15 protein-coding genes are annotated in these 17,358 nt (G+C 69.5%); 8 read left to right on the top strand and 7 right to left on the bottom strand.

The features are described from left to right. The first annotated feature begins 188 nt into the window (after window positions 1-188). Complete coding sequence (locus OG883_RS32350; RefSeq protein WP_266548302.1) at window positions 189-1,706, top strand: protein kinase; 1,518 nt, start codon at window positions 189-191, stop codon at window positions 1,704-1,706. 111 nt (window positions 1,707-1,817) lie between these two features. Here OG883_RS32350 and OG883_RS32355 read toward each other — a convergent pair whose 3' ends face one another. Then, on the bottom strand, window positions 1,818-2,825 hold the full coding sequence (locus tag OG883_RS32355; protein ID WP_266548305.1) for a phosphotransferase: 1,008 nt from the start codon (window positions 2,823-2,825) through the stop codon (window positions 1,818-1,820). Between the two features lie 247 nt (window positions 2,826-3,072). Then, a complete protein-coding gene (locus OG883_RS32360) occupies window positions 3,073-3,768 on the bottom strand; it encodes a response regulator transcription factor (RefSeq protein WP_323181021.1) in 696 nt (231 codons plus the stop codon). A 326-nt stretch (window positions 3,769-4,094) separates the two neighbouring features. Between OG883_RS32360 and pdhA the strand changes: the two genes are divergently transcribed. Genes pdhA through OG883_RS32375 form a run of 3 tightly spaced genes read left to right on the top strand, consistent with a single transcriptional unit; the run spans window position 4,095 to window position 7,671 of the window. Continuing rightward, window positions 4,095-5,243 carry a pyruvate dehydrogenase (acetyl-transferring) E1 component subunit alpha gene (pdhA, locus tag OG883_RS32365; RefSeq protein ID WP_266548310.1) on the top strand — a complete coding sequence of 383 codons (1,149 nt, stop codon included), beginning with the start codon at window positions 4,095-4,097 and terminating at the stop codon, window positions 5,241-5,243. A 2-nt stretch (window positions 5,244-5,245) separates the two neighbouring features. Then, the gene (locus tag OG883_RS32370; RefSeq protein ID WP_266548312.1) at window positions 5,246-6,226 is read left to right on the top strand and encodes an alpha-ketoacid dehydrogenase subunit beta; all 981 of its coding nucleotides are present in this window, start codon (window positions 5,246-5,248) and stop codon (window positions 6,224-6,226) included. Window positions 6,227-6,240: 14 nt separating this feature from the next. Then, window positions 6,241-7,671: a dihydrolipoamide acetyltransferase family protein gene (locus tag OG883_RS32375; protein WP_266548315.1), complete on the top strand. Its 1,431-nt coding sequence runs from the start codon at window positions 6,241-6,243 to the stop codon at window positions 7,669-7,671. Between the two features lie 98 nt (window positions 7,672-7,769). On the opposite strand, the gene OG883_RS32380 is transcribed toward OG883_RS32375, so the two are convergent. Further along, complete coding sequence (locus tag OG883_RS32380; protein WP_266548318.1) at window positions 7,770-8,669, bottom strand: D-alanyl-D-alanine carboxypeptidase family protein; 900 nt, start codon at window positions 8,667-8,669, stop codon at window positions 7,770-7,772. Window positions 8,670-8,854: 185 nt separating this feature from the next. Between OG883_RS32380 and OG883_RS32385 the strand changes: the two genes are divergently transcribed. Both OG883_RS32385 and OG883_RS32390 read left to right on the top strand, forming a co-directional pair. Next, complete coding sequence (locus OG883_RS32385) at window positions 8,855-9,508, top strand: GntR family transcriptional regulator (protein WP_266548321.1); 654 nt, start codon at window positions 8,855-8,857, stop codon at window positions 9,506-9,508. Then, entirely contained in the window at window positions 9,505-10,812 is a 1,308-nt protein-coding gene (locus tag OG883_RS32390) for a nitrate/nitrite transporter (RefSeq protein WP_266548324.1), read from the top strand. Before OG883_RS32385 ends, OG883_RS32390 begins: the two co-directional genes overlap by 4 nt. Before the next feature lie 194 nt (window positions 10,813-11,006). On the opposite strand, the gene OG883_RS32395 is transcribed toward OG883_RS32390, so the two are convergent. After that, window positions 11,007-11,831 (bottom strand): maleylpyruvate isomerase family mycothiol-dependent enzyme, encoded by an 825-nt coding sequence (locus OG883_RS32395; RefSeq protein WP_266548327.1) that lies wholly within the window; start codon window positions 11,829-11,831, stop codon window positions 11,007-11,009. A 163-nt stretch (window positions 11,832-11,994) separates the two neighbouring features. On the opposite strand from OG883_RS32395, the gene OG883_RS32400 reads away from it, so the two are divergent. Continuing rightward, window positions 11,995-12,864, top strand: a complete 870-nt coding sequence (locus tag OG883_RS32400; RefSeq protein ID WP_266548330.1) for a carbon-nitrogen family hydrolase — start codon at window positions 11,995-11,997, stop codon at window positions 12,862-12,864. Window positions 12,865-12,887: 23 nt separating this feature from the next. Here OG883_RS32400 and OG883_RS32405 read toward each other — a convergent pair whose 3' ends face one another. Beyond that, on the bottom strand, window positions 12,888-13,382 hold the full coding sequence (locus tag OG883_RS32405; protein ID WP_266548332.1) for an LURP-one-related/scramblase family protein: 495 nt from the start codon (window positions 13,380-13,382) through the stop codon (window positions 12,888-12,890). Window positions 13,383-13,422: 40 nt separating this feature from the next. On the opposite strand from OG883_RS32405, the gene OG883_RS32410 reads away from it, so the two are divergent. Next, complete coding sequence (locus OG883_RS32410) at window positions 13,423-15,195, top strand: NHL domain-containing thioredoxin family protein (RefSeq protein WP_266548335.1); 1,773 nt, start codon at window positions 13,423-13,425, stop codon at window positions 15,193-15,195. Window positions 15,196-15,237: 42 nt separating this feature from the next. On the opposite strand, the gene OG883_RS32415 is transcribed toward OG883_RS32410, so the two are convergent. Beyond that, entirely contained in the window at window positions 15,238-15,609 is a 372-nt protein-coding gene (locus OG883_RS32415; RefSeq protein ID WP_266548337.1) for a hypothetical protein, read from the bottom strand. A gap of 69 nt (window positions 15,610-15,678) precedes the next feature. Further along, window positions 15,679-17,253, bottom strand: a complete 1,575-nt coding sequence (locus OG883_RS32420; protein WP_266548340.1) for a hypothetical protein — start codon at window positions 17,251-17,253, stop codon at window positions 15,679-15,681. Window positions 17,254-17,358 lie beyond the last annotated feature (105 nt).

Below are 17,358 nucleotides of genomic sequence, written 5' to 3' on the forward strand. Positions count from 1 at the left end.
CGTCTCGGAAGCGTTACAGGAAAAGCATGGAATTTGCCTGGCCATACGGGCAGCGGGTTTGATGGCCGGTCCATCTGGAAACCGCTGCGCCACCCGAAGGCTGTAGCGTGACCTGGCACAGCACCCCTGAGGACACAGCGAACCCCGCACGGCACCAGGCACGCGGACAGATACGACGGCGAGGACTGATGGCACCCGAACCCGAAGCAGGCGGCGGCGGAGTGCCGGATGCTGCGGATGCCTGGGGCATCGACGGGCTGGTCGGCGACGGCCGCTACCGCATGACGCACCGTCTCGGACGCGGCGGTATGGCCGAGGTGTTCGCGGCGGAGGACGTACGGCTGGGCCGTACCGTCGCAGTCAAGCTGCTGCGCGCAGATCTGGCCGAGGACCCCGTCTCGAAGGCCCGCTTCACCCGCGAGGCCCAGTCGGTCGCCGGCCTCAACCACCATGCGGTGGTGGCGGTCTACGACTCCGGCGAGGACGTGGTGGGCGGCCAGACCGTCCCCTACATCGTGATGGAGCTCGTCGAGGGCCGCACCATCCGCGATCTGCTGGTCAGCGCGGAGGCCCCGCCGCCCGAGCAGGCGCTGATCATCGTCTCGGGTGTGCTCGAAGCGCTCGCGTACTCGCACCAGCACGGCATCGTGCACCGCGACATCAAGCCCGCCAACGTCATCATCACCCACTCCGGTGCGGTGAAGGTGATGGACTTCGGCATCGCGCGCGCCCTGCACGGCGCGCAGTCGACGATGACGCAGACCGGCATGGTCATGGGCACCCCGCAGTACCTCTCGCCCGAGCAGGCGCTGGGCAAGGCCGTCGACCACCGGTCCGATCTGTACGCCACGGGCTGTCTGCTGTACGAACTGCTCGCCATGCGGCCCCCGTTCACCGGCGAGACCCCGCTCTCGGTCGTCTACCAGCATGTCCAGGACATCCCGGTCCCGCCGTCCGAGGTCTCGGACGTGGTGCCGCCGGAGCTCGACGGACTGGTCATGCGCTCGCTCGCGAAGGACCCGGACGACCGGTTCCAGAGCGCGGAGGAGATGCGCGGTCTGGTCCAGTACGCCCTGCAGATGCTGCAGCAGCAGGGCAGTCACACGGGTGCCTGGAACACCGGGCCCGTCGGGATGCACGAAGGCGCTCTCACGCCCGCCATGGGCGTCACCGGGCCGACCGCGATGATGGGTCACCCGGTCCACGGCGAGACCTCGCAGGGCCCCATCCTGCCGCCGATGAACCCGGACGACGGCGGGTACGACGGTGGCCACCGCAACGGCAGGGGCGGCCGCGGGAAGATGTGGCTGTTCGCCGTGTTCGCCATGATCGCCATAGCGGCGGGTGTCGCCTTCGCGCTGGACAAGGCGAAGGACCCCGGCACGAAGCCGAAGGACGAGACATCGGTCTCCGAGACTCCTGCGAAGCCGGACGAGACGCCGACGCCGAGCGACGAGGAGACCGAGCCGAGCGAGCAGCCGGACCCCACGGACGACGGCCAGAAGCCGTCGTACACGCCGTCCTACACGCCGTCGTACACGCCCTCGTACACGCCGAGCGATCCGCCGACGCCGACGGACGACCCGACGACGGCCGATCCCACGGAGCCGACCGGCGACCCGACGGACGACCCGACGACGGCCGATCCCACGGAGCCGACCGGCGACCCGACGGGCGACCCGGCAGATCCGGGCGGCAACCTCTGACGACGAGCGCCCGGGCGGGGCGGCAACCTCCGGCACACGGGGTCGCCGGGTGGCCCGGGCGGCCGTCCCGGCGACGTCGAGCGCCCGGGCGGGGGCCGGCCGCCCGGCCGCTCACCCGGCGAACGCCTCGCACACCGCCTCGTACTCCCTCGTCCACCACACCACCAGGGCCGACGCCGCAGGAAACTGCGGGTCGGCCCTTCGGTCGTGCAGCTGGTAGCGCCAGCGCAGTATCCAGAAGTCGTTGAGCCGCTCCCACCACACCCGGTGCACCGCCGCCGTCAGTTCCTCCGCGTCCGCCCCCGCCGCACGGCGGTAGGCCCGCGCATAGGCACGTACCTTGGCCAGCTCCAGCTCCCCGGCCGGCTGGACGAAGAAGATCGCCGCCGCCCGCACCGCCTCCTCCGCGCGCGGCTGCACGCCCAGCCGGTCCCAGTCGACGATCGCGGCCGGCTCCGCCCCGCGGTAGAGCAGATTCAGCGGGTGGAAGTCGCCGTGCACCCAGCCCCCGGCGGAGCCCGGCGGTGGTCTGCGGTCCGCGTGGCGCTCCAGCAGCGCGCGCCGCTCCAGGAGCCGGTGTACGGCCAGGGTGTCGAACGAGTCCCTGGGCTTGGCCCTGCGGGCAAGACCCAGCAGTTCGTCGATGAGCGTGAAGGTCTCCTCGGGGTCCGCGCTCTCGTACTCACGCCGCCCGGCGGGGTCCACCTCCATGACCCGCTCCAGACAGGTGTGGACGAGCCCGAGCAGCGAGCCGAGGCGCCGCGACTGGACCGTCGTCAGCTGGGCCCCGTCGCGGTGCCTGCCGTCGATCCAGGGGTGCAGGGCGTAACACCGCCCGCCGATCACCGCCACCGTGTCGCCGTGCGCGTCCTCGACCGGTGGGGCGACCGGGACGCCGAGCGTCTGGAGTCGCTGGGTGGCGCGGTGCTGGCGCGCGATGGCCTCGCGGTCGCCGTCGAGATGGTGCTTGAGGAAGTAGGCGCCGCGGGTGGTGGAGAGCCGGTAGCCGCGATTGAGGAGGCCGAGGTGGACGGGCTGGCAGGAGAGCGGGTCGCCCGTGTCCTCGTAGCGGCGAAGCAAATCACCGACGGGTGGGGCAGTAGCAGATGAGCGCGGCACCCGCCAGATGTTAGATCACACAGCGTGGCGGAGGTGCGGCTCTTCGGGATATCCAGCGGGCGAGGAGCCCCTGTGCTGCTCGCCGGCCGGCCCGTCCGCGCCCGTCCGGTTTAGCCCGAACGGGTGAACCGCGAGCGCGAAGGGATGAGTGATTCCGGGTCGCTGGTGCCGTCGGGTCAGGGGCGCCGGCTCAGGGGTGCGGGCCAGGGGCGCCGTCGGGTCAGGGGTGCGGGCCGAGGGTGCCGGCTCAGGGGTGCGGACGCTCCGCCTGCATCCTGCCCCCGTACGCGGCGGCCTCCGAGCGCTGTTCCCTGCCCAGCTTGCAGAGCAGGCCGGAGACACAGTTCTTGATCGTTCTCTCGGCCAGATGCAGCCGCTCGCCGATGGCGCGGTCGGTCAGTCCCTCCCCGATCAGGTCCAGGATCCTGCGCTCCTGCTCGGTCAGGTCCGACGGTTTGTCGTCCAGTCTGTCGTCCAGTCTGTCGTCGCTCCTGGAGTTGCTTCCGCCGCGCAACCGCAACCGCTCCCGTACGCGGGCGACGGCCGCCGGGTCCAGCAGCGACCTGCCCGCCGCCACGTCCCGTACCGCTGTCAGCAGCTCACTGCCGCGGATCGCTTTGAGCGCATATCCCGAGGCGCCGGCCATGATCGCGTCGAAAAGCGCCTCGTCGTCGGCGAACGAGGTGAGCATCAAACACTTGATGTTCTCGTTCCGGGAACGGATCTCGCGACAGACCTGCACGCCGCTGCCGTCCGGCAGCCGGACATCCAGCACGGCGACGTCGGGGCGGGTGGCAGGGATCCTGACCAGGGCATCTGCCGCCGTACCTGACTCGCCGACGACCTCGATGCCGTCCTCGGCCGAGAGCAGCTCACGGACACCGCGCCGCGCAATCTCAAGGTCATCCAACAGAAATACCGTGATTTTTCCGTCTTTGCGCACGAAAATAGTTTCACACATCTACTCTTCCCGTGTCCGGGGTCAGCGGGATAACGTGCCCGTGTTCCGGCGGCCTGCAGGGCTGTGACCAGTGGTTGTTCCCCTATTTCTCGATTTACTTGGAAATCCAAGCAAAATCGCAGGTCAAAAGGGGTTTCGCAGTAATGCGACCCACTGGGTAACGTTCCTTTGGCAGGGCGCTCGCCGGGGCACCTGTCACGCCTGTTCCCGGCCGCGTCGCACCCACCCCGTGCACGGGTACGGAATTCAGGCGAGCCGCACTGGCTCCCGGCGGACCCCGGGGGCCGGACAGACGGAGGAGCACGCACGTGACCGTGGAGAGCACTGCCGCGCGCAAACCGCGACGCAGCACCAAGCGCGTCAGCGCCGCGAAAAAGCCGCAGAGTTCCGAGCCCCAGCTCGTACAGCTGCTGACGCCCGAGGGTGAGCGCGTCGAGCACCCCGAGTACGAGATCGACCTGACGCCGGACGAGCTGCGCGGGCTGTACCGGGACATGGTCCTGACCCGCCGTTTCGACGCCGAGGCCACCGCCCTCCAGCGCCAGGGCGAGCTCGGACTGTGGGCGTCGCTGCTGGGCCAGGAGGCCGCACAGATCGGCTCGGGCCGCGCACTGCGCGACGACGACTATGTCTTCCCGACCTACCGCGAGCACGGCGTCGCCTGGTGCCGCGGCGTCGACCCGACCAATCTGCTCGGGATGTTCCGCGGTGTGAACCACGGCGGCTGGGACCCGACCACCAACAACTTCCACCTCTACACGATCGTCATCGGCTCGCAGACCCTGCACGCCACCGGCTACGCGATGGGCGTGGCCAAGGACGGCGCGGACTCGGCCGTCATCGCCTACTTCGGCGACGGCGCGTCCAGCCAGGGCGATGTCGCCGAATCGTTCACCTTCTCCGCGGTCTACAACGCCCCGGTCGTCTTCTTCTGCCAGAACAACCAGTGGGCCATCTCCGAGCCGACCGAGAGGCAGACCCGGGTGCCGCTGTACCAGCGCGCGCAGGGCTTCGGCTTCCCCGGCGTCCGGGTCGACGGCAATGACGTACTCGCCTGCCTGGCCGTGACCCGGTCGGCGCTGGAGCGGGCGCGCCGCGGCGAGGGCCCGACCCTGATCGAGGCGTTCACCTACCGGATGGGCGCGCACACCACCTCGGACGACCCCACCAAGTACCGGCACGACGACGAGCGGGTGGCCTGGGAGGCCAAGGACCCGATCCTGCGGCTGCGTACGTACCTGCAGAACGAGGGGCACGCCGACGAGGCGTACTTCACCGCTCTGGACGAGGAGAGCGACCAGCTCGCCAAGCGGGTGCGCGAGGCGGTGCGGGCCATGCCCGACCCGGATCACATGGCGATCTTCGACAACGTCTACGCCGACGGGCACGCCCTCGTCGACGAGGAGCGCGCACAGTTCGCCGCGTACCAGGCGTCCTTCGCCGAGGAGGGCAACTAATCATGGCCGTACAGAAACTCCCCCTCGCCAAGGCGCTCAACGAGTCGCTGCGCAAGGCCCTCGACACCGACCCCAAGGTCCTGATCATGGGTGAGGACGTCGGCAAGCTCGGCGGCGTCTTCCGTGTCACCGACGGACTGCAGAAGGACTTCGGCGAGGACCGTGTCATCGACACCCCGCTCGCCGAGTCCGGCATCGTCGGCACGGCGATCGGCCTGGCGCTGCGCGGCTACCGGCCCGTCGTGGAGATCCAGTTCGACGGTTTCGTCTTCCCCGCGTACGACCAGATCGTCACGCAGCTCGCGAAGATGCACGCCCGCGCGCTCGGCAAGATCAAGATGCCGGTCGTCATCCGTATCCCGTATGGCGGCGGCATCGGCGCGGTCGAGCACCACAGTGAGTCCCCCGAGGCGCTCTTCGCGCACGTCCCGGGCCTCAAGGTGATCTCGCCGTCCAACTCCTCCGACGCGTACTGGATGCTCCAGCAGGCCATCCAGAGCGACGACCCGGTGATCTTCTTCGAGCCGAAGCGGCGCTACTGGGACAAGAGCGATGTCGATGTCGAGGCGATTCCCGGGCCGCTGCACAAGGCCCGTGTCGCCCAGGTCGGCTCCGACATCACCCTCGCCGCCTACGGACCGATGGTGAAGGTCTGTGTCGAGGCGGCGGCCGCGGCCGCCGAGGAGGGCAAGTCGGTGGAGGTCCTCGACCTGCGCTCGATGTCCCCGATCGACTTCGACACCATCCAGACGTCGGTGGAGAAGACGGGCCGGCTGATCGTGGTCCACGAGGCCCCGGTCTTCTACGGCTCCGGTGCGGAGATCGCCGCTCGCATCACGGAGCGGTGCTTCTACCACCTGGAGGCCCCGGTGCTGAGGGTCGGCGGCTACCACGCGCCGTACCCGCCGGCGCGGCTCGAGGAGGAGTACCTTCCGGGTCTGGACCGGGTGCTGGACGCCGTCGACCGCTCGCTCGCGTACTGAGGAGTGCCGTGACCATGACTGCAGACACTTCCCTTCGCTTCCGCGAGTTCAAGATGCCCGACGTGGGCGAGGGACTCACCGAGGCCGAAATCCTCAAGTGGTACGTCCAGCCGGGCGACACGGTGACCGACGGCCAGGTCGTGTGCGAGGTCGAGACGGCGAAGGCGGCCGTCGAGCTGCCGATCCCGTACGACGGCGTGGTGCACGAGCTGCGCTTCGAGGAGGGCACGACCGTCGACGTCGGCACATCGATCATCACGATCGATGTGGCGCCGGGCAGCGGTGACGCGGCTCCCGCGGCGGCTCCTGTTGCTGCTTCTGCCGCTGCTCCGGTGGCCGAGGCGGCGGCCGCGCCCGCAGCCCAGGAGGAGGCCAAGCCGCAGGGCCGTACGCCCGTCCTCGTCGGCTACGGCGTCGCCGAGACCTCCACCAAGCGCCGCCCCCGCAAGGGCGCTGCGGGCACCTCCGTCCCGGGGCAGGCCGCGCCCGCCACCGTGACCGCCGTGATCCAGGCCGAGATGAACGGCCACGGCGGTACGGCTCCGCGCCCGCTGGCGAAGCCGCCCGTACGCAAGCTGGCCAAGGACCTCGGCGTCAATCTGGCGGACATCGTCCCGACCGGTCCCGACGGCGTGATCACCCGCGAGGACGTGCACGCGGCGGTGGCTCCGGCCGCTGCCCCGGCGCCCGTCCGCCCGGAGCCCGTGGCCGAGGCACCCGTGTCCGCGCCCGTCGCGGCCGGGGCGCGGGAGACCCGTATCCCCATCAAGGGCGTACGCAAGGCCACCGCTGCCGCGATGGTGGGCAGCGCCTTCACCGCGCCGCATGTCACCGAGTTCATCACGCTCGATGTGACGCGGACGATGAAGCTGGTCGAGGAACTCAAGGCCGACAAGGACATGGCGGGGCTGCGGGTCAATCCGCTGCTGCTGATCGCCAAGGCGCTGCTGGTCGCCATCAAGCGCAACCCGCAGGTCAACGCCGCCTGGGACGAGGCCAATCAGGAGATCGTGCTCAAGGAGTACGTCAACCTGGGGATCGCGGCCGCCACCCCGCGCGGTCTGATCGTCCCGAACATCAAGGACGCGCACACCAGGACGCTGCCCGAGCTGGCCGCCGCACTGGGTGAGCTGGTCGCCACGGCCCGGGAGGGCAAGACGACTCCGGCGGCGATGCAGGGCGGCACGGTGACCATCACCAACGTCGGCGTCTTCGGCGTCGACACCGGTACGCCCATCCTGAACCCCGGCGAGTCGGCGATCCTCGCGGTCGGCGCGATCAAGCTCCAGCCGTGGGTCCACAAGGGCAAGGTGAAGCCGCGCCAGGTCACCACGCTCGCGCTCTCCTTCGACCACAGGCTGGTCGACGGCGAGCTCGGCTCCAAGGTGCTGGCGGATGTCGCGGCGATTCTGGAGCAGCCCAAGCGGCTGATCACCTGGGCCTAGCGCCCGTACAACTGGGCCTCGTGCCTGAATGGCGAAGGGCCCGTCGCGCAGTGCGGCGGGCCCTTCGTCCGAAACCCCGAGGCATACCCCTCGGAGGACTACTTCTTGAAGCCGTAGTCCATGAGCTTCTTCGCGTCCGCCGTCCGGTTGGCCTCCGACGTCGAGGCCAGGACCGTGCCGATGACCGTCTTGTTGTTGCGGGTCGCGGCGAAGACCAGGCAGTACTTGGCCTCGGGGCCGGAGCCGGTCTTCACGCCGAGCGCGCCGCTGTAGGTGCCGAGGAGCTTGTTCGTGTTGGTCCACGACATGTTCCGGTAGCCGCCGGTCTTCGTGGTGACCTTCTGCGTCGTCGTCCTGGTCTTCACGACGGTGCGGAACGTGGAGTTCTTCATCGCGCTGCTGGCGATCTTCGTCAGGTCGCGCGGTGTCGAGTAGTTCGCGCCGTTCCCGACGCCGTCGAACGAGTCGAAGTGCGTGTTCTTCAGACCGAGGTCCTTGGCGGCGGTGTTCATCTTGCCGATGAACGACTTCACCCGGGCCGCGCGCGTGGAGCCGGTGCCGAACTTGTCGGCGAGCGCGTACGCGGCGTCGCAGCCGGACGGCAGCATCAGACCGTAGAGCAACTGGCGGACGGTGACCTTGTCGCCGACGATCAGCTTGGCCGACGAGACGTAGCCCTTGTCGACGATGTAGTCGCTGTACGCCTTCTGGATCGTGACCTTCGAGTCCAGGTTGAGGTTCTTCTGCGACAGCACCACCTTCGCCGTCATGATCTTGGTGGTGGAACCGGTGGAGCGGCGGGTGTCAGCGGCCTTGGCGAAGAGGGACGCCCCGGTGCCGTTGTTCATCACGTAGCCGCCCTTGGCGACGATCGTGGGCGTCGGTGGCGCGGCAGCCTGCGCCTGGCCGGCGAACGCGCCGCCCGCGAGGACCGCGCCCGCGGTGAGGGTCACCGTCGCGGTGACAGCGCGACGCATGCCCTTGATTCCTGTTCTCAAGTTATACGCTCCGAAATGCGACGAAAATGCGATGAAATACCTGAAGTATCTGAAATGCCCCTGGGATGCGGTCACATGAGGGTGCCGCTCACTGAAGTGACTCACGAGATGGGCGAAGGGATGTACGCGTTTCGCGATCCGGACGCGACTTTCTGATGTACCTGTGTTGTATCTAAGCTGTGCGCATGCCTGCCGCCCCGCTGAAACAGCCCCCTGCCGCCGACCGCGTCTACATGCACATCAAGCAGGGCGTGCTGGACCGCCATTACGAGGGCGGGACGCTGCTCACCGAGGGCGAACTCGCCGAAGCAGTCGGCGTATCCCGCACTCCCGTGCGCGAGGCGCTGCTGAAACTCGAGGTCGAGGGGCTGATCAAGCTCTACCCGAAGAAGGGCGCGCTCGTGCTCGCCGTCTCCGCGCAGGAGATCGCGGACGTGGTGGAGACCCGGCTGCTGGTCGAGGAGTTCGCGGTCCGCAGGGCGGTACCCGCGCCGGCCCGGCTGGTCGAGCGGCTCGAGGAGCTGCTGGAGGAGCAGAAGCGGCGCGCTGACGCCGGCGACCTGGCTGCCGTCGCCGTCACGGACCGCTGTTTCCATGCGGAGATCGTGAAGAACGCGGGCAACGAGATCCTCTCCAGGCTCTACGACCAGATGCGCGACCGCCAGCTTCGGATGGGCGTCGCCGTCATGCAGTCCCAGCCGGACCGGGTCGCCAAGAACATCACCGAGCACGCCGAGATCCTCGAGAGGATCAGAGCGGGCGACGCGGAAGGCGCCGCGGCATGTGTGCGCGGACATCTGAGCTGGGTCAAGGTGCTGGTCAGGGGTGAGGCCAGGTGAGCGGCCCGGTCCCGGCCGTCTCCCTGCCCGGCGATCCGCCCGGCGGCCGCCGCGCCGCAGCTGTCTGGGGCATCGGTGTCGCCGTCTACTTCGTCGCCGTCATCTTCCGTACGAGCCTGGGCGTGGCCGGCCTCGACGCCGCCGACCGGTTCGACGTCAACGCCTCCGCGCTGTCCACCTTCTCCATCCTCCAACTGCTGGTCTACGCGGGCATGCAGATACCCGTCGGTCTGATGGTCGACCGGCTGGGTACGAAGAAGGTCCTCACCCTCGGCGTAGTGCTGTTCACCGTCGGGCAGCTGGGCTTCGCCCTCTCACCCTCGTACGGCACGGCGCTCGCCTCGCGTGCGCTGCTCGGCTGCGGCGACGCGATGACTTTCATCAGCGTGCTGCGGCTCGGCTCACGCTGGTTCCCGGCCCGCCGGGGACCGTTGATCGGGCAGGTCGCCGCGCTCTTCGGGATGGCGGGCAATCTCGTCTCGACCCTCTTCATCGCGCGAATGCTGCACGGTCTCGGCTGGACCGCCACGTTTGCGGGCAGCGCGGCGGCCGGTCTGGTCGTCCTGGTGCTGCTCTCGCTCTTCCTGAAGGACCACCCCGAGGGGCACGAGCCGCCGCCCGCCCAGCACGCGGGATCCGCCTTCGTACGGAAGCAGATCGCCGACTCCTGGCGGGAGCCCGGCACCCGGCTCGGTATGTGGGTGCACTTCACCACCCAGTTCCCCGCCATGGTGTTCCTGCTGCTGTGGGGGATGCCCTTCCTGGTCGAGGCGCAGGGCCTGTCCCGGGAGACCGCCGGCGAGCTGCTGACCCTGGTGGTGCTGACCAACATGGTGGTGGGGCTGGTGTACGGGCAGGTCATCGCCCGCCATCACGCGGCCCGGCTTCCGCTGGCCCTCGGCACGGTCGGGGCGACCGCGATGCTGTGGGCCACGACCGTGGCGTACCCCGGCGACCGGGCCCCGATGTGGCTGCTGATCACCCTGTGCACGGTGCTGGGGGCGTGCGGGCCCGCGTCGATGATCGGGTTCGACTTCGCCCGGCCGGCCAATCCGCCGGAGCGTCAGGGAACGGCGTCGGGAATCGTCAACATGGGTGGTTTCGTGGCCTCGATGACGACACTGCTGGCGGTCGGAGTGCTGCTGGACGCGACGGGGGACAACTACCGGATCGCGTTCTCGTCGGTCTTCGTGCTGGAGGCGCTCGGCATCGCGCAGATCCTTCGGCTGCGGGCGCGGGCCGCACGCCGGGAGCGGGAACGGCTGGTGGCGAGCCGGGTGGAGGCGGTGCACGTTCCGGTCTGAGCGCGCGGCACACGCTGGTCGCCCTCGGCGACCCGCCCAGGTTCGGGGCGCGACGGATCGTGGCGACACGCTCAGGGCGTGACCGCTCGGCGCGACACGCTCGGGACGGCACCGACGCTCAGGACGTCACCGATCGGCGCGACACGCTCGGGACGGCACCGAGGCTGAGAGCGTCACCGATCGGCGCGACACGCTCAGGGCGTGACCGCGAACTCGCGCAGGATCGCCGCGGCCAGGTCCGGGTCCCCGTCCACCTTGACCCGGTCCTGCACCGCACCCGCCCGCACCCGCCCGCAGGCCAGCCGCAGGAACGTCTCCCAGTCCATGGCGAGGGTCGCCAGGGGCCCCAGGGAGGGCGCGCCGTCGACCGTGCCGCGGCCGTCGGCATCCACCCGCACCGTGCGGAGGAACTCGACGGGGCCGTGCACATCGAAGACGACCGCGGAGTTCGCCGGGGCGCCGGCATCCTTGGCGACGACCTTGGGGAGGGCTTCCAGCAGGCAGTCACGGGTGACGTACGCACCGGGGGAGTCGAGGTTGCCCGGCCTCCCCAGTGCCGTCCGCAGATCCTGCTCATGCACCCAGATGTCGAACGCGCGCATCCGCATGGCGAGTTCGAGAGTCTGCTCGGCGCCGAGCGGGGCGCGGACCATGGTGTCGGGACCGCGGTTCTCGTTGCGCAGCTGACGATTGCGCCGGATGATCGTGTACTCCAGTTCGGAGGTCATCTCCGGCGCCGTGTGGTGCCGGCGCACATCGACCTGCATCTCCATGTAGCGGGCGAACTCGCTCTGCACATGGTAGAGATCGCGCGGCAGCGTGTGGATGGGACGCGGGTCCCCGAGCATCTCGCACTCCATGCCGATGACATGCGAGACGACATCGCGTACCGACCAGGCGGGGCACGGTGTGGGTCGGTTCCACTCGCCTTCGACGAGTGGCTGCACCAACTCGGCTATCGATTCGACGGAGTGGGTCCAGGCGTCGGCGTAGGTCTGGAGGCTGGGATGGACGGTCACGGGACCCCTCGGCGGTTCTGCGGTACGCGGGCTGGGCTGCTGACTGCTGGGCTGCGTGGGAGGCTCGGCAGCTAAGTTACGCTGCCCGCAGGCACCCCGGCAGTGCTTTCGTGTGACGATCGTAGGCCCGTGTTGAAGGCTCGAATGCCAGGACGGTGGTAGTGTGCGCGCCTCACTCATCCAGATCGCTGTAGACCCGGACGAATCGGCCAATTCCCGTAGGGTGCGGGCCGCTTCGCTCGTACGGGAACAGAGGGGCGCCGATCTGGTGGTCCTCCCCGAACTGTGGCCCGTCGGTGCGTTCGCCTATCAGTCGTTCGAGGACGAGTCCGAGTCGCCCACGGGGCCGACGTACGAGGTGATGGCGAAGGCCGCCGCCGACGCCGGGGTCTGGCTGCATGCGGGCTCCATCGTCGAGAAGGCCACGGACGGCACCCTCTACAACACTTCGCTCGTCCTCTCCCCCGCCGGCGAGCTGGTCGGTACGTACCGGAAGATCCACCGTTTCGGCTTCGACAAGGGCGAGGCGGTGATGATGGGCGCGGGCGACGAGCTCGTGACCGTCCCGCTGACGGGGGCGGGGACCGAGGCCGGGACGGGGACCGAGGCCGGGACGGGGACCGAGGCCGGGACGGAGGCCGGGTCCGGGCTCACCCTCGGCCTCGCCACCTGCTACGACCTGCGCTTCCCCGAGCTGTTCCGGGGCCTGGTGGACGCCGGGGCGCAGGCGTTCGTCGTCCCGGCAGGCTGGCCCGCGCGCCGCCGCGAACACTGGACGCTGCTGGCCCGCGCCCGCGCCGTGGAGAACCAGGCGTACGTCCTGGCCTGCGGCACCGCCGGCACCCACGCCGGGGTCGAGCAGGCCGGACACAGCATTGTGGTCGACCCCTGGGGCGAGGTACTGGCCGAGGCGGGCCCGGACGAAGAGGTGCTGACCGTCGAGCTGGACCCGGCAAAGGTGGCGACGACGCGCGAGCAGTTCCCGGCCCTCAAGGACCGCCTCCTGGGCCTCGCCACACCCCCTCGCCCCTAGGAGCAGCCCTCGGCCCCTGCCGGTCAGTCGTCGTCGCGTTCCTTCTCCGCCATACGGATCACACAGACCGCGACCGCGATCATGAGCGGCGGGTCCGCGTCCTCCCGTACGACATTCACGGTGTACGTCTCCCGCACCCGGAACCACCGGCGGGAGATGTGCGCCAGCAGCTCCCCGTCGTACTCGACCGCGAACTCCCGGTCCAGGATCTTGCCGCTGACATCGAGCTCCGTGCCCTCGGCCAGCGTCACGCGGTAGTGGTTGCGCAGCAGCGAGAGCCGTTTCCTGCGGATCGTGGCGAGTGTCTCCCCGTCGCGCTCGATCTTCATCGCGTCCCGCAGGCTGAGCATCTTCTCGCGCAGCGTGATGAGCACCATCCCGTCGGGATCCTTGAGCTCAAGGGTGTCGCGCATGCGCAGCGCCTTGCCGTCGACGAGGAACGCCTGCCGCCCGCTCTCGTCCTCGATCCAGTAGTCGTCGCCGATCGCGAAGATCTTGTCGTGCACCAGATACTTCATGGCGGAATGCGTACCACCATGTCTGCGGTTGGATGGAGGTATGGCTTCACGTGCACGCGTTCGGGCCCCCGAGCTGATCGGCAAGGGCGGCTGGCTCAACACAGGCGACAAGCAGTACACCCTCACTGACCTGCGAGGGCGCATTGTCGTTCTCGATTTTTGGACATTTTGTTGCATCAACTGTCTGCATGTTCTGGATGAGCTGCGTGAACTAGAGGAGAAGCACCGCGACACCGTGGTGATCATCGGGGTCCACTCGCCGAAGTTCGTGCACGAGGCCGAGCACCAGGCCGTCGTCGACGCCGTCGAGCGCTACCAGGTGCACCACCCCGTGCTCGACGACCCCGAGCTGGCCACCTGGAAGCAGTACGCCGTACGGGCCTGGCCCACGCTGGTCGTCATCGACCCCGAGGGGTACGTCGTCGCCCAGCACGCGGGCGAGGGCCATGCTCATGCCATCGAGAAGCTCGTCGAGGAGCTCGAGGCCGAGCACGCCGCGAAGGGAACCCTGCGGCGCGGCGACGGGCCGTACGTCGCACCCGAGCCGGTCGCCACCGATCTGCGCTTCCCCGGCAAGGCCCTGCTGCTGCCGTCCGGGAACTTCCTTGTCTCCGACTCCACCCGGCATCAGCTGGTCGAGCTGGAGCCGGACGGCGAGAGCGTCGTACGGCGGGTCGGCGACGGAGACTTCAATGAGCCGCAGGGGCTCGCGCTGCTTCCCGACGGCCGGGTCGCGGTGGCCGACACCGTGAACCACGCCATCCGTGCGTACGACCCCACGACCGGCGCGATCGAGACGATCGCGGGTACCGGCAGCCAGTGGTGGCAGGGCTCGCCGACGAGCGGGCCGGCCCTCGATGTGGCGCTCTCCTCGCCGTGGGACGTGGCCTGGTGGGGCGACCGGCTGTGGATCGCGATGGCGGGTGTCCACCAGCTGTGGACGTACGACCCGGCGACCGGGACCGTCGGGGTCGCGGCCGGCACGGCCAACGAAGGGCTCGTCGACGGGCCGGCGGCCGAGGCGTGGTTCGCGCAGCCGTCCGGGCTCGCGGCGACCGAGGACCGGCTGTGGATCGCCGACTCGGAGACCTCCGCGGTGCGCTGGATCGACCGCGATCTGGTGGTGCACACGGCCGTCGGTACCGGGCTCTTCGACTTCGGACACCGGGACGGGCCGGCGGGGCAGGCACTGCTCCAGCATCCGCTGGGAGTGACGGCGCTGCCCGACGGGTCGGTCGCGATCTCGGACACGTACAACCACGCGCTGCGCCGCTTCGACCCCGAGAGCGGTGAAGTGACCACGCTCGCCACCGACCTGAGGGAGCCGAGCGGCGCAGTGCTGACCGGTGACGACATCGTGGTCGTGGAGTCGGCGCGGCACCGGCTGACCCGGCTGCGGCTGCCGGAGGAGGCGGTACGCGTCGAGGCCGTCGCCCACCGCACCCGGCGCGCCGCCACCGAAGTCGCCCCGGGGAAGCTCCGGTTGGACGTGGTGTTCCAGGCCCCGGCCGGGCAGAAGCTCGACACCCGCTACGGCCCCTCGACGCGGCTGCTGGTCTCCGCCACCCCGCCCGAGCTGCTGATCGGCGGGGAGGGCGCGGGCACCGACCTGACGCGCGAGCTGGAGATCGACCCGGCTGTCACCGGGGGCGTTCTGCATGTCTCGGCGATGGCGGCGTCCTGCGACGACGATCCGGCCAATGAGTACCCGGCCTGCCATGTGCACCAGCAGGACTGGGGCGTACCGGTGCGGGTGAGCGACCAGGGGGCGTCCCGGCTGCCCCTCGTACTGGCAGGGATGGACCAGGGGTAGCGGCGCGGGCAGGGACAGCGGCGCCGGCCGGGGCGGCTGGAACTAGTGGAACGGGCCCTGCTTCTCGGGCTGCCGCCCCGCCGCGCCGTCCAGGCAGCCGTCCACCCACAGCCCGGGGTCGTACGTCGCCTTCAGCCCGCCCCGGCCTTCCGCCTGGAACCGCTCGCACCCGCCGGCCAGCAGGTCCCTCGCCTGCCGGCCGGTCGGGTCGTACTGCCTGACGCGGTTGCCCTGGAGGAAGCCCGCCTCGTACGCGACGTCCTTGGCCCACGGCGGCCGCTCGTTGTGCCGGAGGGTCACGAACCAGCAGCCGGCGAGCAGGACAGCGGCCGCCGAGGCGAACGTGAGGGACAGGACGCGGCGCGACGGGCCGGGGTGGCGCACGTCGACCGTCGGCTGATCAAGCAGAACCATGGACCCACCGTGCCCGGTGGGGCCTTTCCCGGATGTTTCGCACGGGCGCCAAGGCCCGTGCGAGCAGGGTTACTTCACGTCGACGTTGCCCGAGACCTTCGGGTTCATCAGGTGCTTGCTGTCCGCGTTGATGTGCAGCGCGAAGACCGTGCCGTCGCCCCGCTCCTTGAAGCTCTTCTTGAACGTGCCGTTGGCCGCGGTCTTCACCTCGCCCAGCAGGTACGACTCCTTCGGCTTGCCCTTGGGCGAGAAGAAGATCATCACCTTCCTGCCGCCGTACGCCTTCCAGGCCGGCGCGGCGTGCTGCAGCGTGCCGGAGACGGCGATCGCGCCGCGCTTCTTCACCTTCGGCGTGACCTTGTAGTCCTTGATGCGGGTCTGGATGCGGCTCGCCCTGAGGACCGGGCTCACCGACCCCTGCACGGTCGCGGAGCCGGAGTAGACCGCGCGGTAGTGGCCGGACGCCGGTGCCGGGATGTCCGCCCGGAAGTACCGGTCCTTGGTCAGCGTCAGCGTCTTGAGCTTCGTCCAGCCGTCCTTGCCGTTCTTGGACACCTGGATGTCGAGCTTGTTGTGCGGTCGCGGGGCGCCCTCGACTTCCAGCAGTCCGGACACGGTCAGCTTCGAGTCGAAGCCGAGCTCGATCTCGAACTGGCTGATGGAGCTGTAGCCGGTGGTGCGGAAGGTGAGCGGGGCGGTCGGCTTGTTGGAGAACCAGTCGCCGTAACTGACCTTCAGCTGCCGCTTGTCACCCGCGAAGGGGATCTTCGTCTCGAGGCTGAAACGCCCGTCCTCGGTGGTGACGGCGCTCCCCTGCCACGTCCCCGCTGCGTTCACGACCTCAACGTCGGCGTGCTGCGTCGTCTTCCAGACGCCGTCGATCTCGTACTCGACCTTGCCGGTGACCTCGACCGGTGCGCCGAACGTGCCGCTGAAGTCGGACGTGTCGAGCGTGACGCGGGCGGGCAGGCCCTTGGGCGCGACCTGGAGCAGCTCGCTCGACAGGTTCCCGTGGTACGCACGGACCGGGCTGGGCCTGGGGTCCGCGATGAACCAGTCGGAGAACCTGCCGTCCGCGTCCGTCCTCACGGTCTCGTCGTAGGAGCCGTTGTGGATGCGCACGCTCGAATCGGCGACGGGCTTGCTCTCGTGCGTGATGGGCTGCCACTCGGCGAGCCGGCCGCTCGCGGTGACCTTCTGGTCGTCGACGGTCGGGTTGGGCCGGTCGACGCCGAACTCCTGGAAGTACTTCCTGGCCGTGTAGTTGTACGTGCCGACGTCCTTGAGGGTCGTCTCGTCGCCGTCGGCCTCGCGGACGATCAGGTCGACGGCGAACACGCCGGTGATCTCGAGCTTGACGTCCTTCCTGGTGATCCAGTCGCCCGACTTCTTGTCGCCCGAAGCGAGCTCGAAGTTGTGGACCCACTCGACGGCCACGTTCTCGCCCGGCTTGTGGACGACGGCGCTGATGCCGGTCACATCGCTGTCGGCCTTCAGGTCGTCGACGAAGAGGCGGCCGAGCTGCTTGTCGTGGCCGGAGACTTTGAGGGCGGTGGGCCCTGCGGCGGCGAATGCGGCGCTGGGCACCGCGAGTACGCCCAGTACCACGGATGTGGACAGGGCAAAGGAAATGCTGCGCTTCACGTGTGCGTCCCCCCGGACGATTCGAGGGACGCGCGGGAGAAGGAGACAACAAAGTGCTCGATGAGGCGCGCCCCGAGCCTCCCATGATAAACGGGCCCGGGGCGT

It is taken from the genome of Streptomyces sp. NBC_01142, from assembly GCF_026341125.1.
Lineage (GTDB): Bacteria > Actinomycetota > Actinomycetes > Streptomycetales > Streptomycetaceae > Streptomyces.

Excerpts from the sequence above, each read along its gene's own strand:
- OG883_RS32350 (WP_266548302.1), top strand. The coding sequence starts at position 189 with ATGGCACCCGAACCCGAAGCAGGCGGCGGCGGAGTGCCGGATGCTGCG.
- OG883_RS32370 (WP_266548312.1), top strand. The coding sequence starts at position 5,246 with ATGGCCGTACAGAAACTCCCCCTCGCCAAGGCGCTCAACGAGTCGCTG.
- OG883_RS32375 (WP_266548315.1), top strand. The coding sequence starts at position 6,241 with ATGACTGCAGACACTTCCCTTCGCTTCCGCGAGTTCAAGATGCCCGAC.
- OG883_RS32385 (WP_266548321.1), top strand. The coding sequence starts at position 8,855 with ATGCCTGCCGCCCCGCTGAAACAGCCCCCTGCCGCCGACCGCGTCTAC.
- OG883_RS32405 (WP_266548332.1), bottom strand. The coding sequence starts at position 13,382 with ATGAAGTATCTGGTGCACGACAAGATCTTCGCGATCGGCGACGACTAC.
- OG883_RS32410 (WP_266548335.1), top strand. The coding sequence starts at position 13,423 with ATGGCTTCACGTGCACGCGTTCGGGCCCCCGAGCTGATCGGCAAGGGC.
- OG883_RS32415 (WP_266548337.1), bottom strand. The coding sequence starts at position 15,609 with ATGGTTCTGCTTGATCAGCCGACGGTCGACGTGCGCCACCCCGGCCCG.